This is a genomic window from Kibdelosporangium banguiense, assembly GCF_017876405.1.
Taxonomy (GTDB): domain Bacteria; phylum Actinomycetota; class Actinomycetes; order Mycobacteriales; family Pseudonocardiaceae; genus Kibdelosporangium; species Kibdelosporangium banguiense.
In genome coordinates, this window is record NZ_JAGINW010000001.1 from 8,254,866 (window position 1) to 8,276,756 (window position 21,891).

Below are 21,891 nucleotides of genomic sequence, written 5' to 3' on the forward strand. Positions count from 1 at the left end.
TTGTGGACGTCAACTCATCGGGTATGTATCCAGGTCTTCGCGTAGCCGGTCGCGAAGGGCAAGCCGATGTTCGCGCCGCCGCCGTACGATGTCGTCCAGTGGCTGGGGTCTGTATCGACCTTGTTCGGACCGAGCACCGTGGCCGACCCGCCGACCTCGACGAACCGGGCCCCGCCGGTAGCCCAGACGGATACGCCTTCTGCCATGCTGCGCTGGCCCGGCAAGGCGCGGACGCTTCCGCTCACTCCGAGAGCCAACGGCATGGAGATCATGCTGTCGGCGAAGAACGTGCCTTGCTTGTCGGTGCCCTGGCAACGCTCAAAGCCGACGATGACCAGGTTGACCGTGCCGCAGTAGAGCACGGTGTTGACCTTCTTGGCCTCCAGTTCGGCCTGTTTCGCCTGTTTGGCCAGCTCCCGGTTCTTGCGGTCCTCGCGGGCGTTCTCCTCGTCGTTCGCCTTGCGTCGCTTGTCATAGGACTTGCAGGAGCCGGACACGTCCGACCGCAGCGGCGAGTAGCTACGCGCGCAGCTGCTGTCCACCCACTTGTCCCAATCTTCCTTGGTGTAGCACGCCAACTTCTTGTCGCCGAGCGGGCCGTAGCAGTCGTCTTGTACTCGTGGCACGCTCTTTGTCTGGTTCGGCCGGGATGGCAGCGGCCCGGTCCAGCAGTCGTAGGTGCCAGGGGAGCACCGGGTGTTGTCGCTGCCGCGCGGCGATGGGGACGGCGGCGCGGGTTGTGCAGGGGGAGCCGGTGGCGGAGCGGCCCAGCAGGAGCTGGTGCCCGGCGGGCAGTCGGTGTTGTCGCCGCGGTCCCTGGCCAGGCCGGTCGAGTCGGCGAACGTCACCGGGTTGTTGTTGGCGTACGCGTACGCGTTGAACCCTTGAGGGTCACCGGGCGACAACAACGGGTCCACCGACAGGAACTTCCCGGTCGCCGGGTCGTAACTGCGGGCGCCGATGTGGGTCAGTCCGGTGGCCGCCTCGGTCGTGCCGCCGACGAACCCCTTGGTGCTCGGCCACGTCGGCGACTGCGCGCCCCGGGACTGGCCGAACACGTCCAGCCTGCGCCGCGTCACCTGCAGGCTGCTGGCATTGACCGCGACGTTGTCCGTGCCGTGGTGGTCCTGCAGCAGGTAGGTGACGTCGGTCAGGTTCTTGCCGGTCCGCACGGCCACCCTGGATCCATTGTGGACGTAAACCCGGGTGCCGGTCAGTGTGCCGGAAGCCGTGTCGTACCGCAGTTCGCCGCTCGCCAGGTGCAGGGTCGCGCCCTTGTCGTCCTTGGTGATCAGCCGCGTGCCGTCGGCGTCGTAGACGTACGTGGACGATCCGGCCGAGGCGAGCCTGCCCTGCTCGTCCCAGGTGAGCGCCTGCGTGCCCCCGGTCGGCGCCGGCCGGCTCGTGGTCGCACCGATCTCGTTGTACCCGTATGTCACCGTGTTCGCGCCGGTCTTCGTCGACAGCGGTGAGTGCGGCCGTGGCTGCTTGGGATCGGGATACTTCGTCGTACGTACGGTGTTGGTGGTGTGCTGGTTCTCGGTCGTCCGGTTGCCGATCGCGTCGTAGCCGTACGTTGTCCAGTACTGCGCCGTGTTACCGAGGTTGCTGCCCACCCCGCCCGCACAGTCCGTGGTGGACGTCCAGGCGTCGTTGACGCGCCGCAGGTAGTCGTAGGTGAAGCACTGGGTGTCCTTGGCCGCGCCGGGAGTGGCGTCTGTCAGTTTCGTGACGTTTCCGGACGGGTCGTAGGCCAGCGTGTCGTCGGCCTGGATGTCGGTCGACTTGCGGTGCTGCACGCGGATCGAGGACATCCGCCGGGTGATCCGGTCGTAGTCCTGCTGCTCCCACAGCTCAGCGCCCTCAAGGCCGAACCGGGTCATCTCCGTCTCGTAGAACGGGGTGTACCGGGTCAGTCCGACGTAGGTGGTCGTGTTCGTACCGACCAGTTTCTTCGGCATCCCGAAGTCGTCGAACTCGTAGTCGACCTCCTCGCTGACCAGCGTTCCCAGCTTGGGCAGCTTCTCGTGGACAAGGCTGCCGTTGGCACGGTAGGCGGCACCGCTGGTGTATGTCCCGGCGAGCTTGTTCATGACCGGGTCGGCCGACTCCGGAATCTCGACCTGCGACGAGATCGGCCGGTACGCCACGTCATAGCCGTTGACCGTGAACTTGTACGGCTTGCTGTTGAGGTAGCTGGTCGACGACGCCAGTTTGCCCTTCGCGCCCGCGGGATCGTACTTCCACTCGGCAAGGGCAGTGCCGGTTTCAGAGTCCTTGCGGAGCGCCGTCTTGCGGCCGCCGTTGTCGTAGGAGAAGACGACCGTCTGGCCGCGGGCGTCCTTCTGGGTCGTCAACTGACCGGCGTTGTTGTAGGTCATCGTGGTCGTGCCCTTGTCCGGATCGGTGGAGCTGGTCCGGCGGCCGCGTACGTCGTAGTTGTAGGTCCAGACGTTGCCCACGGCGTCGGTCATCGTCGCGGGCTGGCCGGCCTTCGTATAGGTGTAGCTCGTGGCGTCGGCGGCGCTGGCCAGGTTGAGCTCCTTGTGCTGGAGCAACTTCGTGGTCTGGCCGCGGGCGTCGATCAGCGCCGTGGTAGCGGTCCCGCCGCCCGGCGGCATGGTGGCCACCGAGTCACCTCGGTACTCCGCGGTGGTACGCCATTGCTCGACGCCCGCGCTGACCAAGGCGGCCGACACCGGTCGGCCGGTACCGTCGTACTTGGTCACCAACTGCGCCGAGACGTCCGCTGTGGCGTCCACTTTGAACAGATCAGGACCGGCGGCACCGGCGGCGGTGTATTCGGCGTTGGTCCGCGCCACCTGGCCGCGTGAGTCATACTCGACATCGGTCACCACCCGGCTGTTCTTCGGCTGGTCGGGCTGCACCCACGCCAGCTTCTGCGTCTGGCGTGGCCGCAGGAAACCGTCGAACAACTCGAAGCTGCTGATGTAGTTCTCGTTGGCCTTCAGGGCATCCGTCCTGATCGAGCTGGCTCCGTCGGTACGCAGCTGGTAGGTGTACCGCACGTGCGGGCCCTCGCCGTCGTCCTTGGACCGGCCTGGGTCCCAGACCGCGGTCAGCCGGCCGAGAGCGTCGTATTCCTTGTCTATCTTCCGGCCATTTACGTCCACTGAGGACAATGTGCTGCCCCAGCGCGGGTCGACCGTGGCTGTTGTGGCGTGCCCCAACGGATCTGTGACAGTCGTGCCTGTCGTCAGGCCGGTTGTGGTCGTGTAGGCCGTGACAGTCTCGCGCCCCAACGCGTCGGAACTCTTCTCCACCCGGCCGTATGAGTCGTACTTGGTCGTCGATTCCACGGCGTAGCTGGCTTTGCCGGTCGTGTCGTACCCGGAGACCTGCTCGTTGCGGACCAAGGTTCCGGTTGTCGGCGCGACACCCAGGTCGGCGTTGTCGTAGAAGGTCTTGACGTCGGAGATCGAGTCGGCCGGATACGACGGTGTTGCCTTGCAGCCCACGCCGTCGGTGTACACCCGGCTCGGCAGGGCGAGGACCCAGTTGGCCTCGTCCCGGGCGTACTCGTGGTGAGTGCAGCGGTCGTCATCGGTCTTGCCAGGGCCAGTGTCCCCCAGGTCTTCGACCTTGGTGAGAATCCCGAAATCGTCGTAGGTGTTGAGGACCTTGGTCCGCCGGGGATCGCCGACGGCCAGCGCGGTCCGTGTCTCGCTCTCCGCGGTACGGACGACGTTCGAGGTCAGGCCGTCCTTGCTGGCGGTCTGTTTGATCGACGGGAGCGCCAGGGTGCCGGTCACCTCCGGGCCGCCGACGCCGTTGTAGGTGATCGTCTCGCGAACGAACCCCTCAAGGCCGGGATTGTCCTCCTGCTTGCCGCCCTGGCTGTCCACGACATACGCGGGGTCCTTGGGGTCACCTTTCTGATTGCGCCAGTCGCCGTTCATGCCGCGGTAGTACAAGTACTCTGTCTTGCCCTCCACGACGCTCTTGCTGGGACCCGGATCACCGTTGCGGACCACGACCTTGCCGTAACCGCGCCACTGCGACCAGGTGCGATGGTCGGCCGGGATCAGCGGGTCGTTGTTGTAGTGCCATGCGGCGCCGCCGACATAGTCGTACTTGGTGACCTGGGTCGCGCCGCCACCGACCCGGTCGGTCAAGTCCACTTGCCGCACCACGTACTTGTGGAACCAGTCGTTGATCACGTCGCCCTGCGCGGGCACCCAGCGCACCGGGAAGCACCGCTTGGTGTTGGTCTCCGCGACCGGCTTGTCCCCGGGCTTGCAGTCCGGGTCCTCCCAGACGATCTGGGTGACCCCGCCGGTGGGGTTGTAGATGGCCTCCAGCCGGAACTTGTTCAGCGGTGGCTGGCCGTCGGTCTCGGTGTTGACCCGGTTGGCGTACGCCGAACCGCGGAACTCGATCGCAGGCTCGGGCAGTTGCCCGCCGCCGAGGCCGACGTGCGTGAGCTTCTGCAGCCACAGCGCGGCTTTGGTGTTGTCACCCGGGTTGGGGAACATGTGCTCGAGCGTCCACGAGTCCACCGGTTTCTCCACGCCGTCCACCCGGATCTTCGTGGTGATCCTGGACAGTCGCTTGGTGCTCCAGAACGTCGGGGAGATCTTGTCGCCACAGGGCCCGCCGGTGCACTCACGGTCCCACGGAACATCTGGTTGTGCGGCGGGATTGTGGCCACAGTCGGAATCCGGCACACAGCGGTCCGCAGTCTCGAACTCCACCCAGGCCGGCGCTGAGTCCGTGCTGCCCCGGCGAGTGCCGTACTCGATCCGCCGCAGCGTGCCGCCCCTGGTGTACGGCGCGGTCACCTTGCCCAGGTTCAGGCCGTAGTTGTTGGTCTCCTTGTCGTAGAAGTACTTCATGGTGTTGCCGCGCCGGTCCACGACGTAGTCGAGGTTCCACTGCCAGGCCTGGTCACAGGACGAGGCCTCGAACGTGTTCTGATGGCACGGCTCGTTCGGGTCGTTGCCGAACACCGGGACGTTCCAGGTCGAGTTGGCCTCCGGCCGGGACCCGAAGAAGTACTGGGTACCGTCGGTCGTGGTGACCTTCCAGTGCTCCTTGTCGTGGTCACCGTTGTCCTCGCCGGACTCCTGCTCGAACCGGGTGCCGTCGTCGGTGGTGGCCCGCCAGGTGTTGGTGGTCCCGATCCGGACCAGGTCCGAAGCGGTTCCGTTGAACGCCACCGAGGCGTGGTCGCCGGCCCAGCACTGGTCGCCGGTCATCGGGCTGCCGTTCGCGGTGTCCTGCGAGCAGGGCATGAACCGCCAGGTGATCTGCCCGGACCAGAGCGCCCAGCCCTCGCCGAGCCAGGTCGGCTGGTTGTTCGTGGACGCCGTCCGGCCGTCCACCGAACCCGAGCCGTAGGACAGCGCGACCTGGGGCTGGAGTCCACCGGGGACCGGCGGGGTCCGCAACGGGTAGGACCACGAGAAGCTGCCCGACTGCGCGGAGACCTGCCATTTCGAGGCGTCCGACAGCGGGGTCGCGGTGTAGTCGCCGGTGGCGCCGGAATTCCCCGCGGCCAGCGCGTAGACCGTGTCGTCCGGTCCGGCCTCGGCCTGCGCGGTCACTGTGTTGGTCTTGGTGTTGTTGGTGCTGCGCAACGGTTTCTGGACACGGCACTCCGGCTTGTCCGGCGTTTCGGCCGCGCAACCGGGCAGGGCCACGATCCGCAGCCGCGCCGCCCAGTCACCGCCGTAGGCATCCCGGAAACCGGAGTAGTCCAGCCGTACCGGGATCTGGCCGGCCGCCTTGCCCTGGTCGGTCCGTTTGAGCGAGACCGCCATTCCCACGACACCCGCGAGGTCGACCTGCTTGCGCTCCAGGACATTCACCCGGATCTTGGTGGGCCCCGAGCCGCTGCGGCCCACCCACACCGGAGTCAGGCCCGCCCGCACCATCTCCTCTCCGCTGCCGGCCCGCTGGGCCGGCGTGGTCAGGTCCACCTCAGCCGAGCCCGGGTCCGGCCACTTCACCGCCGGATTGCCCCGGACCTGGCCGGCCGCGGCCGGGTCCGGCCTGACCGGTGTCACGGGCATTGTCGTGCCCGGCACCGGCTTCTCGGTGCGTAACGGGCCTGGATCGCCCGGCTTGGCCGGTGTCCAGTCATCCGCGACGGCGGGTGTCGCGACAATCATCGGGGCGAGCAGTGCCGCCACCAGAATCGCGCGTCTCATGCTGTTATCCCCTTCAGGACGTAGCCGAGCGGTCCGTTGGTCTCCTGACCCTCACAATCCGGGTCGGTCGAATCGAAGTGCTCGCCGTCGGGCACCGAGCACCGGTACAGCCGAACTGTGTCCAAGCCGGACGGTTGCTGGTCCCAGATCCAGCCGATCCGGTCGACCACGGTCTGGCCTTCACAGTCGGCGGCGGTCGACGTGAACCGCTCGCCGTTGAACAGGCACTGCATCAGCGCTCGTGTACCGGGCAGCTGGCTCGTCGCCAGCCCGCCGAGCGCACGGTCGCGGACGTAACCCGGGGGCGCCAGCCCGGTCTCGCTGCTGTTGTCGGCCCGTCCTTCGCGTCGCACGGTCCGGTAGAGCATCTTGTACGGCAACGCGTAGCCGAGTTTGCCTTCGTTGGTATGGCCTTCGCAGTCGGACATCACCGAGATGAAATGGTCGCCGTTGCCCTTGACAACACATCGGTAGAGAGCGTGGGACGGGCCGCCCGGCGGCGCTTCGACATAGACCGAGCCGAGCGTCGCGATCCGGCGCTGGCCCTCACAGTCCGGCATGACCGATGTGAACTCGTCCGTGCCGAACATGCAGGAGTAGAGCAGCCTGGTGCCGGGCGCGCCGGCCGGGGCGAGCCAGCCGAGCGAGCCCTCCAGCCGGTAGCCCGCCGGGGCCGGGCCGTTGGTGAAGAAGTGGTCGCCGTCGTGGTTGACATACCGGCCAAGGCTGTCGAGGTTCACGCGGGTCGCGGGCGGGTTGAGGAAGTCCTTGCGGATCTCGTCGTCGGTACGGACCCCGGTGTACACCTGGACCTCGTCGATCCATCCGTTCCAGAAGTCGACCAGCTGGTTGTCCCACTTCGAGCGGCCGATCTGCAGCGGGCCCGGCGCGCTCCAGTTCACGCCGGCCGGCACGGGACTCCGGGCGACCATCGCGCTGTTGACATACAGCCTGATCTCGGGCACGGACGCGTCGTAGACCCCGGTCAGGTGCGACCATCCGGTCTGTGGTGGCCCGGTGTCCTTGGCGATGACCACAGTCGGCTTCGCGGTGTCCGAATTGGAGATCATGAAGTCCCAGGAGTTGTTGTCACCCCGGTACTGCAGATAGAACGCGCTGGCGCCGTTGGCGCCGTCCTGACTGACCAATGTGCCTGGTCTGAGCAGGTCGGGCCGGGCCCATGCGGACACTGTGTAGCTGTTGTCGGTACGTACGGCCGGCGCGGTCGTGCTGACGTAGTCGTTCTGGCCGTCGAAATGGATCGAGCCGGCGCCGACCTTGCCAGGCGCCCACGTCGGTCCGTTGACCAAAGTGGACTCACGGTAGTTGCCGGACACGTCAAGGCTTGTCGTGCCGGCCTTCTCGTCGAACGCGAACACGGCTTCCTGGTTCGCAGGCTGGATGGCTGCCTTGTCGACCTCGCTCGGCCCGGCACCGCCGAAGTCCGGCAGCGCACGGTCGTAGACCCGGACGTCGTCGATGGCTCCCGGCCAGTAGTCGCCGATGTTCCCGTTCCACATACCGCGGCCGATCTGCAGCCCGCCGGTCGCGTTCCAGTTGCCGTGCCTTGCCGCCGTGCCCGCGAGCCGTCCGTTGACATACAAGGACATCTGCCGATCAGACGCGTTGTACACACCGGTCAGATGGGTCCACTGGCCGACCACGGGCGGTTGCGTGTCGTAGGCCTGCTCGATGCCGGGGTCGATCTTGTCCTCGGTCAGCATGGAGAACGACCAGCTGCGGGTGTTCCCGGCGTACTGCAAGGCGAATCCGGGAACCTTGGTGCCCTGCTGGGTGAGCGCGGAGTACCACAGGTCCGCCGCGCGATCGAGCTTCACCCAGGCGCTCACCGTGAAGCTCGAGCTCGTGTCGACCACCGGCCCGGCCGTGGACGCGTAACCGGACGAACCGTCGAGCTTGAGCGCGTCGTTGATCCGGCCCTTGGTCCACAACGCCGGGCCGATCGCATTGACCGTGGCGTTGTTGCGGTTCATGGCGTCCGGTGCCGCGGTTACGGTGTGATAGCCGTCCAGCGGCCAATGGCCGACTGGCGGGGTCGGCAGGCCGACCCGGAACTGGTACTTCTTCGTATTCTCCTGGAGGGCTCGATTGCCCGCTCTGTCCACACTGGTCACCTCCAGCGTGTACGGGTCGGACGTCGGCGGCGTGACGGACGCCGTCGCAGTCCCGTTGACAGCGGTCACGGTCTGCTCCGACTGGCCGCTGAGCCGGTACTTGAACGCCGCGACATCGGGCACGCCGTTGGCACCGAACACGAACGCGCCGGCTTTGCCGGGCGCCCCGCCCTCGCCGTTCTCCGGGTACAGCGCCGATGTCACGGTTGGCGGTTTGTCGGGTTTGGTCAGGTCGACCGTCGCGCCGCACCAGATCGACCACGGTCCCCACACCCTGCCGTCCCAGCCACGCACCCGCCAGGCGATCCCGGAACCGTCGCCATAGATGTTCGCCGGAATCGTCATCGCGAACTCGGTACCGCTGGCCTGTGGCTGAGCCCGGTAGCCGCCGAGGATGTCGCCGTTGCGTACGAACCACTCGAAGTCGGCCTGGACATTGCCACCATTCGGATCGCCGACCGACGCCCGCAGCACCGGGGTGCCGGTCGCGATGTCCGGATCACCCTTGCCGGTGCATTCCTTGCCGTGGATGGAAAGCGACCACGGCTGGACCGGCGCGTCGTTGTAGGTCACGACCATGTAGGGCGTGGCCGGGTCGAACTTGCGCCATGCGTACTTGTCACCCTCGTCGGTGGTAAGCATTACGGTCACCGCGCCCTCGCGCGGATCGTTGACCGCGTCCCGCACGTTGAACCCGATCGATCTGGCTGGGCAGTCCTTACGGCCCCACGCGCCTTCGTACGTGCCGAGCCCGCGCAGCCAGGAGCCCGGGTTGTTCCAGCTGGTGCTGCCGCTGATCGGGGTCGTCTGGGACAGTGTCGTCCCGGTCTTGGTGCAGCTTGCGGAGTAGTACTGGTAGGCGTTGAACTCCGCGGTGATGATGTCCTTGCCGGCCAGTGCGCCCACGTCGAACTGGAAGTACGACCGGACAGTGACGGCCTTGGGCTCCCAGTCGCCGGAGTAGCCGACCTTCGCGATGTTGTCGCCGTCACCGAACCAGTAGTGGTCGTCGCGGTGCTGCTCGTAGACCAGTGCCCAGGCGTTCCGGCCGGAACTCCAGTCCGGGTCGATCTCGATCGGGAACCGTGCGGACGGATCGGTCAGCAGCGCCTGGTCCGGCACGATGGTCAGTTCGCCTGGGGTGACGGTGACCGGCATGGTGACCTTCCGCCGCTCCGGGTTCGCGTCCCACATCTGGGGCGGAGGTGCCTGGAACGCCACGGCGCCGGCGGCATCGGTCACGGTGAGGACGCCGCTCTGGTCGGCCCGGACGGTAAGCCCTTTGGCCTCCAGGCCGAACGTTACCTTCGCCAGGCGCGGATCACGTGCGGCCTGTGGCGTCTTGACGACGAGGACATGCTTAAACCCTTGGGGCGTGGCCTTGACCTGCAGGTCGGTCCCGGGCAGGACGTCCGGATACGTCGCCGTGTCGCCGGACAGCGTCGGCTTGGCCAGGTTGCCCTGCCAACGCAGAACCAACTGGCGGTCCCGGTCGCCGAACACCGCCAAGGGGGACGAGCCGCCTGACGAGAACACCACCGGCGTGGCCGAGTCGGCCGGCGCGATCCTGCCGTCCGGCTGTGGATGAAGCGAATTGTCCAGCGGAACCCAACTGTCGCCACGACGCGCGCGGATCGGCGTGGCATGCATCTCCACGGTGCGTGTGCCGTTGGGATTGGCCAGCACCCGGGTGGTCTCCGTGCCCTGGCCGGTGAGCTCGACTTGTTCGGCTTGTTCGGCGGCCTTGGGAGGACTGTGGCCGGCCGGGACGCCACCGGCGCCCACGAACGCCGCCGCCAACGCCAGGACAAGAATGACCGATCTGCCGGATACCCTACGTTTCACGAAAATCCCCCCGCCCTGACGGGCTGCCCAGTGCCCTCTCGACAGTGCACTTCGCACAGTGTCAGGGGAGGCAGGCGGCGGGGGTAGCCTTTCGCGCTCCAAGGAAAGCGGACAAACCTGCCGCTCCCGGCTATTGGGTCTGTCCCGTACAAAACCGGTATTCCGTTTGGTTAGTGCCGTTTCAGGGCGCGGCGGCGGACAACTGACTTCGGCCTTTCATCGGGCGACGGTGTCAATGTGAAAGGGCGGCACGGTGTCGGCGTCGTACTCGTAGATCCAGGCACTGTCCACCAACGGATCGCTGTCGCTGAAGGCTTTGTCGCGGGCCTGCTGCTCCGGGCCGTCGGGCAGGTGGTTGATGCGGGATCGCCCGTGGCTGACTTCCTGGAGTCTGGTCGTGCGTGGGATCCGTAGCGACTCATAGTTCTGCAGCGCGTTGACGGGGTCATCGGGTTGGGCGGCAAGGCATTGGGCTAAGACTGCGGCGTCCTCGACGGCTTGGGCGGCGCCCTGGCCGAAGAATGGGAACATGGGATGCGCTGCGTCGCCGAGCAGGGTGACCGGTCCGCGGCTCCAGTGCCGCAGTGGTGTCCGGTCCAGTAGTGCCCAGCGTCCGGGTGTTTCGGCCGCGCGGATGAGATCCAGCAGTCGCGGGTCCCATCCGTCGAATTCCGCGAGGAATTCTTCGATACTTGCCCTCGCTGTCCACGATTCCACCGAGTAGTCCCCGGCTGGGGCAATGGCGACGAGGTTGATCAGCTTTCCGGCGGAGATCGGATAGTGCACGAGGTGGTGGCCCGGGCCGAGCCACAATGTGTGTGCGTTTCGGCGGGCGATTTCCGGCGCGTGTTCCGCTGGTACGAGTGTGCGGAAGGCGCAGAGGCCCGAATAGGTGGCCTCGATCGAATCGGCGATCACGCGGCGCACGACCGAATGGATGCCGTCGGCTCCGATCACGATGTCCGCCTCGGCCACCTCACCGTCGTCGAAGCGCAGCGCCGGGCGATCGCCATTTTCGATGACGGCGACGCAGCGCTTGCCCAGCCGGACTGAGTCGTCTGGGACGCTCTTCCGGAGCGCGGCGAGCAGGTCGGAACGACGAGCGGTGTAGGTGTGCTCGCCGTAGAGGCGTTCGCACGCTTCGGCGAGGTTTTCGGCTGACAGGACCGTTCCGTCCTGCCAGCGTCGGAACTCCCAGCCGATTTCGAGCCGCACGACGTGATGCGCCAGCTCCTCGAGCACTCCGAGTCTGCGGAGCAGCCGGGCGACGTTGGGGGCCATCACCAGGCCGGCGCCGATTTCTCTGAGCTCGGATGCCTGTTCGTAGATTGTGCTCGGCAGCCCGGTGCGACGCAGGAACGCGGCGGCCGCGAGACCGCCGATGCCGCCGCCGAGGATGGCGATTTCGGGTGTCCGGGTCATCTCGGCATGCTGCCCGAATGAAAGGGGAGGCGGACACGGATGTTCGTTGAATGAACATTGCTCTTATGCTGGGCCGCATGCCTCGGACCAGTGAACCCGGCCGGACGGTGAGCTCCCGGCTGCTCGAGGTGCTGTTCGCGTTCCAGCCTGGGCACAGTGTTCTCAGTCTCGCCGACCTGGTGCGCAGGACGGGCATGCCGCACGCCACCGTGCGGCGGTTGGCCGTGGAACTGGTTGATTCAGGCGCGCTCGATCGCCGGCCCGACGGCAGGTTCACCGTGGGCCTGCGGCTGTGGCAGCTCGGCACCTTGGCCCCGCTCACCGAACCGTTGCGCGCCCTGGCGCAGCCGTTCCTGGAGGACCTCTACACCGCGTTGCATCAGCACGTGCAACTGGCGGTTCTCGACGGCCAGGAAGCGGTGATCATCGAGAGGTTGTCCGCGCCGGAGGCCCTGGGGCTCGTGTCCCAGGTCGGCGGGAGACTGCCGCTGCACTGCTCCGGTGTGGGCAAAGTCCTGCTCAGCCACGCCGATCCGCAGTTGATCGAAACCGTGCTCTCGGGCGAGCTTCGCAAGTACACGCCGCGAAGCATCGTGCGGGCGGACGCGTTGCGTGAGGAGATCGCAGAATGCCGCCGCACCGGGACGGCCACGGTGCGAGGAGAGCTGACCCCCGGGGCCGATTCGGTTGCCACCCGGATCGTGGATTCCGAAGGCCGCGTCGTCGCGGCGCTGTCGGTCGTCTTCCGCGCCGACCTGGTGAAGCGCCAGGCAGTGCTGCCGTCTGTGATCGCGAGCGGCCTCGGGATCTCCCGCCTGCTCGGCTGGCGCCCGGGGTGCAGGATCCAGTACATCTGATCGCGTGTCCATTGAACGGACAACGGCGTTGTCCAGACCGGGGCGCGTCCGGATACTCGCGGGACCCGTGCCGGAAACGATCAGGAGCGCCATGACCACCGTTCGCGACGAGACCTTCCAAGTGCTGCGCCGATTCGGTACGACGACCATCTTCGCCAATCCCGGATCCACGGAGATCGCGTTCCTGACCGGCCTGCCGGACGACATCGGCTTCCGCCTGGCACTGCACGAAGGTTCCGTGGTCGGGATGGCCACCGGCTGGGCGACCGCCCGCGGAGGTCCCGCGTTCGTGAACCTGCACACCACGGCGGGGCTGGCCAATGCGGCGGGAGCGCTGGCCACCGCACGCACCAACCGGGTGCCGCTCGTGGTCGTGGTCGGCCAGCAGGACCGGCGTCACCTCGCCCACGACCCGTTCCTGGCCGGGCGGCTCGAAGGCCTGGTCGGCGACTATCCCGTGTGGACAGACCAGCCGGTCCGGCCCCAGGACGTGCCGGCGGCCATCGCCCGTGCACACCACGAAGCGGTCACCGCGGCAGGCCCCGCGATCGTCGTGGTTCCCATGGACGACTGGGAGAAACCGGCTGAGCCGCGTCGCGGCGCCGCCGCGCTCGAAGTACGCAGGCCTATGCCGTCCACTTTGGATGGACTCGGCGACCTTGCGGCATCCCTCGACGCAGCCCGCAGTCCCGCGATCGTCGTCGGGGCCGGTGCCGACGACGAGTCCTGCTGGGCGGCGCTGGTCGCACTGGCCGAGCGACTGGGCGCCCCGGTATGGCAGGAATCCTTCGGCGCCCGCGCCGGTTTCCCGCAGGACCACCCGTCGTTCGCCGGGCACCTCCCACCCGGACGCTCCGGCGTCCGAACTGCACTGGCCGACCACGATGTCGTGCTCGTTGTCGGGGCACCGGTTCTGCGCCAGTACACCTGGGAACCGGGCGACTTCGTGCCAGACGGGACAACGGTCCTGCAGATCACCCAGTACGCCGACGAGGCCCACTACAGCGCCGCCGACGTGGCTGTGATCGCCGAACCCGCGCACGTCTGCCGTCGGCTCGCCGAACGTGTCGTGCCGCGCGAGGTCTCGCCCGCGCCGCGCCGGACTCCGGATGCAGAGCCTGAACCAGGGGAGCCGTTGCGCCCGGCGCACGTCTTCGATCTGCTGGCCAAGCAGCTGCCCCGAGACACGATTCTCATCGAGGAGTCGCCTTCCAGCCGGCCGGAGCTCCACCGCCGGGTACCGGCCCGTGTTCCGCTGGGCTTCGTCAGCGCCGCGGCCGGCGGACTCGGGTTCGGTCTGCCTGCCGCGATCGGGCTCAAACTCGGTGCCCCTCGGCGCCCGGTGGTCGCGGTGCTCGGTGACGGTTCCTCTTTGTACGGGATCCAGGGCCTGTGGAGCGCGGCCCACTACCACGTCGGCGTGCTGTTCATCGTGCTGGCCAACGGAGGCTACGCAGTCATGGACCGGCTCGCCGAGCGGTCGGGACTGGGCAAGGCACCCTGGCCGGCGTTCACCGAGGTCCGGACCTCCACCATCGCGGCAGGTCTCGGCTGTCCTGCCCGCCACATCACCACGCACGAGGAGCTCACCGAGGTCCTGGGCGACGTCCTGCCTTCACTCGCCGGGCGGACCAGCCCGCTCCTGCTCGACATCGAAGTCGCCCCGGACGCCAGCTACGGCTGAACGTGATCATTCTGTTGGTCTTGATCCTGAGCGGCGTCGCCCGCGCTTTAGGCGCATTATTGACGCCTGCGGTGTGACCAAGGGAGACGGTGATGGGAAGCATCAGTGCGGGTGGAGGACGTCACGGCGTCGTCGGTCGGCGTCCGCTGATGGGCTGGCGGGTTCTCGGTGCCCTGTTGCTCTTGGCGATGGGCGGGATTCATCTGTATCTCGTCTTCGAGTGGGCCGACGGTCTGCTCGGCGTGTTGTTCGTGCTCAACGCGATCGGCGGGCTCGTCCTGGCGATCGCGATGATCGCGGCGCCCGTGCGGCTCCTGCCTCTGGCGAGTGCGCTCAGCCTGGTGTTCATGGTGGGCACGCTGCTCGCCTTGGTGCTCGCGCTGACCGTCGGGCTGTTCGGGATAACCGAGACGATGAGCGGTCAGCTGGTCTCGACGACGCTGATCGTCGAGGCGATCGGCGCCATCGTGCTCGCTGCGACCACTGTGCTGGCGTTCCGAAATCAGCGCTCAGGCTGAGGTCGTATCGGCCTTGAGCACGTTGATCACGGCCGTGATCGCCGGGTTCGTGCGGCTGCCCGTGCGGAAGGCGAGCATGATCGCTCTCTGAGGGGCATCGGGCAGCGCGCTCAGGCGGATGCCGGGCTCCTCGGCGGTGAGCGCGAGTCGCGGCAGGAGTGCGGTGGCCAGGCCATGGCGGACGAGGTGCCGATGCAGCGGTACGTCGGATGACTCGTACCGGACCTGGGGTTCGAACCCGGCGGCGCGGCACACGGCCCTGGCCCAGGTCCCGGCGCGGGTGTCGGCCGGTTCCATGGCCCAGGGTTGTCCGGCCGTCTGCTCGATGGTGGTGACGTCTGCGTCGGCAGGGGTGGCCAGCAGCATCGGATCGGTGGCGAGTTGTTCGACCGTGACGCCGGTGACCGGCGGTACGGGTGCGCCGGGGTACTCCTCGTGCAGGACTAGGTCGAAGTCCCGGGCGACGAGCGCGGACAGGGCGTGTTCGGCGTCGATGTGGGTGAGTTCGATGTCGAGCCGGGGGTAGCTGGTCGCCAGGTTTGCCACGGCGGCGGGCATGAGGGCATGGGCGGCGGTCTGGAAGGTCGCCAGCCGGACCACGCCGCTGACCTCGGTATGCGTGGCGGCGATCGCGGCTTCGGCGCGTTCGAGTTCCAGCAGGATCGCCTCGGTGTGCTCAACGAGAACCTGGGCCGCGGCGGTGAGTCGCACGCCCCGGCCGGCCGGTTCGAGCAGCCGGACACCGACCTCGCGTTCCAGGACCGTCAGCTGGTGGGAGACCGATGACGGGTTGAGGCCCAGGGCTTCGGCGACTGCGGCCAGGGTGCCTCGGTAACTCAGTTCGCGCAGCAGCCGCAGCCGACGCACGTCGTACACCTGCCAATCATGGCATCTTTTCATGAGTAATGGTTGAACTCATGACATCGTTTCAACCTACGCGTTCTTCCTACCGTGAGCGGCATGACTGATCTGCCAAGCACCCTGACCGTCGACAGTGGACGGTTGTGGGATTCGCTGATGGAACTGGCGACGATCGGCTCCTACCCCGACGAGGCCACAGGTCTGATGGGGATCAACCGGCAATCCCTGACCGACGCCGACGCCGCAGGCCGCCGCCTGGTGATCGGATGGATGTCCGACGCAGGTCTTGAGGTCACCATCGACGAGATGGGCAACATCTTCGGCCGCCACGAAGGCACCGAGCCGAACCTGGCACCCGTGCTGGCCGGATCGCACATCGACACGGTCGCCACGGCCGGGGCGTTCGACGGATGCCTGGGCGTGCTCGGTGGCTTGGAGGTCGTGCGTTGTCTCAACGATGCGGGCATCACCACGCGGCGCCCGATCGTGATCGCCGCGTGGACCGAGGAGGAGGGCGTCCGATTCGGCACCGACATGCTCGGCTCCGCGGTCGCAGCCGGGCGCCTGACCCTGGACTACGCCTACGACTTGGTTGATGAGCAGGGATTGCGGTTCGGTGACGAGCTCGCGCGTATCGGCTTCCGGGGTGACCAGCCGGTGAGGATGGACCCGCCGCACGCCTATGTGGAGTGCCACATCGAACAGGGTCCGGTGCTCGCCCAGGAGGGCTACGACATCGGTGTGGTCACAGGCGTGCAGGCGATTTCCTGGCAGAAGGTCACCTTGCACGGCCGCGCCGCGCACGCTGGCACTACTCCGACCGAGTTGCGTGTGGACGCTGGACTCGCCGCAGCGCAGATCGTCGTGAAGGTGCGCGAGATGGTCGATTCCGGTGCCTACGGCCGGTTACGCGCGACCGTCGGCCACATCACGACCTCGCCGGGCCTACCCAGCGTAGTGCCGAACCGAGCCGAGCTGACCGTGGACCTGCGTAATCCGGACGACGCCCACATGGCCGCCGCCGAAGCCGACCTGGCCACATTCCTCGCCACACTGCCCGACGCGCAGCCAGGCCTACGGGTCGAGACCAAGCGCATGGCCAAGACAAACCGGGTGCCCTTCGACGAAGGCATCCAGGACGCGATCGCCGCCGTGGCTGCGGATCTGGGCCACGACACAATGCGGCTGATGTCCGGCGCCGGTCACGACGCCCAGGAGATGGCCGCGATCACCCCAACCGCGATGATCTTCGTACGTGGCGAATACGACGGCATCAGCCACAACCCCCGCGAATACTCCACCCCGGAAGCGTGCGCCGCCGGTATCAACGTGCTCGCCACAACCATCCTGCGACTGGCAACCCAGTGAGAGCTCTATGCACCGGTTACTGACGTGGCTGGCTGTGCGCGGCGAGCCCGGCTGAGTCCGTGAATTGTTCGGTGCCGGTGACGCGGAGTAGGTCGAGTTGTGAGGCCGCGGGGGTGCCTGGGGCGGCGGAGTAGACGATGAGGATCTGGTCGCCTTCGGCCATGTGGAGGTTGTCGCGGTCGAGGGTGAGGGGGCCGAGTTCGGGGTGTTCGAGGGTTTGGGTGGCGGGGTGCAGCCTGCCGGTCTGGCCGGCTTGCCACCCGGCTTCGAACTGGGCGCTGCCTGCTCGCAGGTCGGCGACGAGTCTGCGGAGTTCGGGGTCGTCGGGGTAGCGGGCCTGGGCGAAGCGTAGGCAACCTGCGGCTTCGGCGTCCGCCGCCTTGTCGGCGTCGGCTGAGTCCAGTGTCATTCGGCTGGGGCCGGTGCCGAGGAATCGCTGCCGGATGATGTTGCGGTTGGCGGGTGGCCATCGGCTGTAGTCGCCCAGCAGCGCGGCGGCGAGCGGGTTCCAGGCCAGGACGTCGGACTTGGTCGACAGCAGCAGCGCGGGTAGGTCGGCCATGCGGTCCATCAGGCGTAGCACGCTCGGCCGGATCAGCATCGGTACGTGGCCGGGCTGCGGGGGCGCGGCGCCGGCGAGCCGGAAGACCAGGTCGCGGTCATCCTCTGACAGCCGCAGGGCCCGGGTCAGCGCGGCGAGTACCTGGGTGGACGGTTTAGGGCCGCGGCCCTGTTCGAGCCGGACGACGTAGTCGACGCTGAGGCCGGCCAGGTGGGCGACCTCCTCACGGCGCAGTCCAGGCACCTGTCGGCGCGATCCGGCCGGGAGGCCGACATCGGCCGGTGACACTCGCGTACGTGCGGTGCGTAGCACTGCGGCCAGTTCGGCTCGGTCCATGTGTTCATCGTGCCGCAGGAATGTGATCTCGGGGTGGTATGGCCGGTCCTAGGCCACAGTGGTCCCTGGCGAGCAGCCGCGGGGGAGCGGAACGTTGCCGGCATGGCTGAGACGACGACCGCTCTCGTGACTGGGGCGAACAAGGGACTGGGCCGGGAAACCGTGCGGCGGCTGGCGGGGCTGGGCTGGCGGGTGTTCCTCGCCGCCCGGGACACCGCGCGCGGCGAGGCGGCCGCCGCCGAACTTGTCGAGGACGGCCTGGCGGTGGAGTTCGTGCCGCTCGATGTGGCCTCTGAGGACTCGGTGTTCGCGGCTGCCGAGGCTGTGAAGGCGCGGTCGGGGCGGCTGGACGTGCTGGTGAACAACGCGGGCATCGTGGATCCCGGCATTGCGGTCGCCACCATGAACGGCGACGACTTGCGCGGCATCTTCGAAGTGAACGTGTTCGGCCCGGTCCGGGTGACGCACGCCTTCCTGCCGTTGCTGCAGGCATCCGGCCATCCCCGGATCGTGATGGTGTCCAGTTCGGCCGGATCGGTGCCCGACGCGATCGAGTGGGGGAAGATGTATGGCCCGGTTCTGGGCTACCCGTCGTCGAAGGCGGCGCTGAACATGCTCACCACCCAGTACGCGATCGCGTTGGGTGATTTCCGGATCAACGCGGTGAATCCCGGCAAGACCGCCACGGACATGACCGGGTTCTCCTCGGACAGCCAGCCGGTGAGCGAGGGCGCGGAGGTGATCGTGCGGCTCGCCACGATCGGGCCCGACGGGCCGACCGGTGAGTTCTTCGGCAACGACGGAAACGTCCCGTGGTAGCAGAGGAGAAGGCCATGACCAGCCAACTGTCCGTCGCGCGCACCCTGACCCGGATCAGCGACCGGACTCGCCTGGGTCCGGACGAACAGGTCGACGACAAGGCACTCGCGTTCGTCCCGACCGACCCGGCACTGACTGATCCGTTTCTGACCCTGGTCGAGGACTGGTTCTCCACACCGGGTTTCGAGTGGCATCCGCACCGCGGCCTGGAAACCGTCACGCTGGTGGTCGACGGCGTGCTGGAGCACGGCGACAACCTCGGCCACGCCGGTTCGCTGGAGCCGGGCGAAGTGCAGTGGATGACCGCGGGCAGCGGCATCATCCACCGCGAACTGGCCTACCGTGACGAGCACGCCCACGTCCTGCAACTGTGGCTGAATCTGCCCGCTGCCAAGAAGATGACGCCCTCGCGCTACCAGGATCTCCGGCGTGCGACCATTCCCCGGGTCCATGCGCCCGGAGTGGTGATCGACGTGCACGCCGGCACCGTCGACGGGATCACCGGGGCCGCGGATACCCACCACCCCGTACAGGGCGTGCTGGCCACCCTCGACCCGCTGGCTTCGTACGACCTGGCCGTTCCCGCTGAGCATCGGTTGTTCGCGCATGTCTTGCGCGGCACCGTGACGGTCGGGGACCGGCTGCTGAGTGAGGGCCAGGTCGGCTGGTCCGATCCCGTCGCCACGGCGGGGGAGACCTTGTTGCCGCTGGCCGCCCCGGACGGCGAATTGTCGGCGAAGATCATGGTCTACAGCGGAACCCCGCTGCACGAGCCCGTCGCGCTCGGCGGCCCGTTCGTGATGAACACCAAACCCGAGATCGCCCAGGCGTTCCGGGATTTCCACGACGGCGTGTTCGGCCCGGTGCCTCGTCTGGCCCGTGTCGCGCACTGATCTCCCTAAATGAAAGGAAAGTCATGGACATCGCACTGGTTGGTGGCAGCGGCAAGCTTGGCGGTCTGATCGCCGAGGAAGTGCTCGGCCGGCCGGAGGCCCGGCTGCGGTTGCTGGTGCGGCCCGGCAGCCGCGGCAAGGTCGCCGATCTGGAACGCCGCGGCGCGCAGATCGTGGAGGGCGAACTCGGCGCGAACGCCGACGACTCGCTGGCCAAGTTCGTCGACGGCGCGACCACCGTCATCTCCGCCGTGCAGGGCGGGCCCGACGTGATCATCGACGGACAGGCCGCACTATTGCGCGCCACCCGCGAGGCCGGGGTGACGCGGTTCATCCCCTCCAGCTTCTCGCTCGACCTGTTCAAGGTCCCCAATGGACAGATCGTGACCTCGGACTGGCGCCGCCAGTTCGGTCAACTGGCCGACGAGCAGCGTGGCGACGTCGAGGTGGTGCACGTGCTCAACGGCACCTTCCTCGACCGGGAGATCCTGTTCTACTTCTACCGTCTCATCGATCCCGACACACAGACCGCCTACCTCTGGGGCGACGGCGAACACCCGGTGGACTTCACCACCTACACCGACACCGCCCGCTACACCGTCGAGGCAGCCGCCGACGACAAACCGGTCGGCCGTGTCCTCCCAGTCGCCGGTGACAGCCTCAATTTCGCTGAACTGGTTGCGGCCTATGAGAAAGCCACCGGCACGACACTGCGCGTCGAGCGGCTCGGCTCGCTGGACGACCTCGACGGCCTGATCACGGGGCTGGCATCCGGTGGCTCCGAGAGCTTCATGCGATTCCTGCCGCTGATGTACATCCGGTCAAGCTTCAACGGCGACGGCAAACTGGACCAGGTACACAACGACCGCTACCCGCGGATCATCCCGACCACCGCGCAACAGTACTTCGCCGCCACCCAGGACTGAATACCGTCAGACGGCCTCCAGGACGAAGAACAGGAAGCTCAGGAAGGCGCCGGAGGGAAAGTTCGCCAGCTCGTCGGGGAAGAGTTCGCGGGCGCCCGGTTCGAAGGGCGGTTCGCTGACGACGGCGATCCGGAAGCCGGCCGCGGTGAAGGCGTCGGTCATCGCGTGCAGCGGCCGGTGCCAGTAGGTGAGCACGGCATTCTGGCCGCTGAAGGTGTACTCCTCGGAGTACTGGACGACGGCGAAATAGTCGGCTTTGGGATAGAACAGCTTGTAGACGACGGGGTGGTTGACGGCCACGATCAACCGGCCGCCGGGCCTCAGCACACGCCGCAACTCGGCCAGCGGCGCGGTCCAGTCCTCCAGGTAGTGCAGTACGAGGCACGCGATGACATCGTCGAACACGCCGTCGGAGAACGGCAGCGGGCTGCCGATATCGGCAACCTGCAGGGCCGCGTCGGCGCCGAGCCGTTGCCGGGCCAGCTCCACCATCTTGGTGCTGGAGTCGAAGCCGGTCACCGTGGCGCCACGGTCACGCAGCGCCTCGAACAGCGGGCCGGAGCCGCAACCGGCGTCGAGGATCTGCCGGCCGGCCACGTCCCCGGCCAGGTCCAGGATCGCGGGCCGCGCGTAGTAGGCGTTGATGAGGCTGGTCTCGTTTTCGGCCGCATACGCCTCGCCGAAGGTGTCGTAGTCGTTGGCTACGGCCCCGGCAGAACTCTCGGGAAGGACGGGCATGCAACCCATCCTGGCACGACCGGCCTGTCCCATGCCGGGAGCAGCAACGCTGTCATACGGGCGAGAGGGGAGTTTCCGCTCGCCCGTCGAGCATGATCCGGCCCAGGTCGACGTATGGGCCGATCTGCATCTCCCGCAACACTGGTCGCCAGTCGTCCGAAGTCGCCAGTGAGACGATGTCCTCGGTGGGTACGGTCAAGGAGAACTGCTCAAGTGGGTCGGGTGACCACAGGACCATGCGTACCGACTCCGCGTCGGCCTCCACGACGCGGGGCCGGTGGCTGGGCGACATGACCGCGCCGGTCCGTAGGACTATCGCCAGTTTGGCGACCTCGACGGCCCGGTCGTCCAGGCCTGCCTCCAGCAGCCGGATCTTCTCGGCGAGAGCGGCGAGGCCGAAGACCGCGCGCACGGTGAAACCGTCGGCCTCGGCGCGCAGGAACGCGGGCGCGAGGTCGATGAGGGACTGGCGGAAGACGTCCATCGGCTGCTGTTCGAGGCTCGCCCAGCCGCGCTCCATCGTCGCGGGGAACTCGCCGATCCAGCGTTTGGTCTCGAAGTCGACGTAGATGACCGGACCGTCGGCGCGGTAGCCGATCCCGCAGCCGCCGCAGGTGTAGCACTGGAATGTGCCGGCGACAATGGACTCCACGATCTGCGGGACGCGGGAACCGTGCAGGCTCATCGCGACTGTCTCGACGTTCACATGACCGCAGGCGGTGCAGGTCATCGGTTGTGGACGGAAGACGGACAT

Annotated in this window: 14 protein-coding genes; 7 read left to right on the plus strand and 7 right to left on the minus strand. The window is 67.5% G+C overall.

Annotation, left to right across the window (positions count from 1 at the left end; translation table 11 throughout):
• Nucleotides 1–14: 14 nt before the first annotated feature.
• The 3 genes from JOF56_RS37505 to JOF56_RS37515 all read right to left on the minus strand — a co-directional run bounded on the left by JOF56_RS37505 (nt 15) and on the right by JOF56_RS37515 (nt 11,575).
• Entirely contained in the window at nt 15–6,173 is a 6,159-nt protein-coding gene (locus JOF56_RS37505; RefSeq protein ID WP_209644161.1) for an RHS repeat-associated core domain-containing protein, read from the minus strand.
• Entirely contained in the window at nt 6,170–10,153 is a 3,984-nt protein-coding gene (locus JOF56_RS60350) for a LamG-like jellyroll fold domain-containing protein (protein ID WP_209644162.1), read from the minus strand. Before JOF56_RS60350 ends, JOF56_RS37505 begins: the two co-directional genes overlap by 4 nt.
• Before the next feature lie 216 nt (nt 10,154–10,369).
• A complete protein-coding gene (locus tag JOF56_RS37515) occupies nt 10,370–11,575 on the minus strand; it encodes an FAD-dependent monooxygenase (protein ID WP_209644163.1) in 1,206 nt (401 codons plus the stop codon).
• A 77-nt stretch (nt 11,576–11,652) separates the two neighbouring features.
• Here JOF56_RS37515 and JOF56_RS37520 point away from each other — a divergent pair, with 77 nt between their 5' ends.
• The 3 genes from JOF56_RS37520 (at nt 11,653) to JOF56_RS37530 (ending at nt 14,634) form a co-directional block, all read left to right on the plus strand.
• Nucleotides 11,653–12,432, plus strand: coding sequence for an IclR family transcriptional regulator (locus JOF56_RS37520; RefSeq protein WP_245378536.1), 780 nt, complete (start codon nt 11,653–11,655; stop codon nt 12,430–12,432).
• A gap of 91 nt (nt 12,433–12,523) precedes the next feature.
• A complete protein-coding gene (gene mdlC / locus JOF56_RS37525; protein ID WP_209644165.1) occupies nt 12,524–14,116 on the plus strand; it encodes a benzoylformate decarboxylase in 1,593 nt (530 codons plus the stop codon).
• 92 nt (nt 14,117–14,208) lie between these two features.
• The gene (locus JOF56_RS37530) at nt 14,209–14,634 is read left to right on the plus strand and encodes a hypothetical protein (protein ID WP_209644166.1); all 426 of its coding nucleotides are present in this window, start codon (nt 14,209–14,211) and stop codon (nt 14,632–14,634) included.
• Here the strand turns inward: JOF56_RS37530 and JOF56_RS37535 are convergent.
• Nucleotides 14,626–15,510 carry a LysR substrate-binding domain-containing protein gene (locus tag JOF56_RS37535; protein ID WP_209644167.1) on the minus strand — a complete coding sequence of 295 codons (885 nt, stop codon included), beginning with the start codon at nt 15,508–15,510 and terminating at the stop codon, nt 14,626–14,628. The genes JOF56_RS37530 and JOF56_RS37535 overlap by 9 nt on opposite strands.
• Before the next feature lie 84 nt (nt 15,511–15,594).
• Here JOF56_RS37535 and JOF56_RS37540 point away from each other — a divergent pair, with 84 nt between their 5' ends.
• The gene (locus JOF56_RS37540; protein ID WP_209644168.1) at nt 15,595–16,863 is read left to right on the plus strand and encodes a M20 family metallo-hydrolase; all 1,269 of its coding nucleotides are present in this window, start codon (nt 15,595–15,597) and stop codon (nt 16,861–16,863) included.
• Between the two features lie 16 nt (nt 16,864–16,879).
• On the opposite strand, the gene JOF56_RS37545 is transcribed toward JOF56_RS37540, so the two are convergent.
• Entirely contained in the window at nt 16,880–17,761 is an 882-nt protein-coding gene (locus JOF56_RS37545; protein WP_209644169.1) for a helix-turn-helix transcriptional regulator, read from the minus strand.
• A gap of 102 nt (nt 17,762–17,863) precedes the next feature.
• Here JOF56_RS37545 and JOF56_RS37550 point away from each other — a divergent pair, with 102 nt between their 5' ends.
• From JOF56_RS37550 to JOF56_RS37560, 3 genes are read left to right on the plus strand one after another with little or no spacing between them, the layout of a single operon-like run.
• Nucleotides 17,864–18,580: an SDR family oxidoreductase gene (locus JOF56_RS37550; RefSeq protein WP_209644170.1), complete on the plus strand. Its 717-nt coding sequence runs from the start codon at nt 17,864–17,866 to the stop codon at nt 18,578–18,580.
• Between the two features lie 14 nt (nt 18,581–18,594).
• A complete protein-coding gene (locus tag JOF56_RS37555; protein ID WP_209644171.1) occupies nt 18,595–19,473 on the plus strand; it encodes a pirin family protein in 879 nt (292 codons plus the stop codon).
• Between the two features lie 23 nt (nt 19,474–19,496).
• A complete protein-coding gene (locus JOF56_RS37560; RefSeq protein WP_209644172.1) occupies nt 19,497–20,399 on the plus strand; it encodes an NmrA family NAD(P)-binding protein in 903 nt (300 codons plus the stop codon).
• Between the two features lie 6 nt (nt 20,400–20,405).
• Here the strand turns inward: JOF56_RS37560 and JOF56_RS37565 are convergent, their stop codons facing one another.
• Both JOF56_RS37565 and JOF56_RS37570 read right to left on the minus strand, forming a co-directional pair.
• Nucleotides 20,406–21,137: a class I SAM-dependent methyltransferase gene (locus JOF56_RS37565; protein ID WP_209644173.1), complete on the minus strand. Its 732-nt coding sequence runs from the start codon at nt 21,135–21,137 to the stop codon at nt 20,406–20,408.
• Nucleotides 21,138–21,189: 52 nt separating this feature from the next.
• The gene (locus tag JOF56_RS37570) at nt 21,190–21,891 is read right to left on the minus strand and encodes a CpXC domain-containing protein (RefSeq protein ID WP_209644174.1); all 702 of its coding nucleotides are present in this window, start codon (nt 21,889–21,891) and stop codon (nt 21,190–21,192) included.

Bases quoted from the DNA above. Each gene is read 5' to 3' on its own strand.
- JOF56_RS37505 (WP_209644161.1), bottom strand. From the start codon at position 6,173: ATGAGACGCGCGATTCTGGTGGCGGCACTGCTCGCCCCGATGATTGTC.
- JOF56_RS37515 (WP_209644163.1), bottom strand. From the start codon at position 11,575: ATGACCCGGACACCCGAAATCGCCATCCTCGGCGGCGGCATCGGCGGT.
- JOF56_RS37520 (WP_245378536.1), top strand. From the start codon at position 11,653: ATGCCTCGGACCAGTGAACCCGGCCGGACGGTGAGCTCCCGGCTGCTC.
- mdlC (WP_209644165.1), top strand. From the start codon at position 12,524: ATGACCACCGTTCGCGACGAGACCTTCCAAGTGCTGCGCCGATTCGGT.
- JOF56_RS37530 (WP_209644166.1), top strand. From the start codon at position 14,209: ATGGGAAGCATCAGTGCGGGTGGAGGACGTCACGGCGTCGTCGGTCGG.
- JOF56_RS37540 (WP_209644168.1), top strand. From the start codon at position 15,595: ATGACTGATCTGCCAAGCACCCTGACCGTCGACAGTGGACGGTTGTGG.
- JOF56_RS37545 (WP_209644169.1), bottom strand. From the start codon at position 17,761: ATGGACCGAGCCGAACTGGCCGCAGTGCTACGCACCGCACGTACGCGA.
- JOF56_RS37550 (WP_209644170.1), top strand. From the start codon at position 17,864: ATGGCTGAGACGACGACCGCTCTCGTGACTGGGGCGAACAAGGGACTG.
- JOF56_RS37555 (WP_209644171.1), top strand. From the start codon at position 18,595: ATGACCAGCCAACTGTCCGTCGCGCGCACCCTGACCCGGATCAGCGAC.
- JOF56_RS37560 (WP_209644172.1), top strand. From the start codon at position 19,497: ATGGACATCGCACTGGTTGGTGGCAGCGGCAAGCTTGGCGGTCTGATC.
- JOF56_RS37565 (WP_209644173.1), bottom strand. From the start codon at position 21,137: ATGCCCGTCCTTCCCGAGAGTTCTGCCGGGGCCGTAGCCAACGACTAC.
- JOF56_RS37570 (WP_209644174.1), bottom strand. From the start codon at position 21,891: ATGTCCGTCTTCCGTCCACAACCGATGACCTGCACCGCCTGCGGTCAT.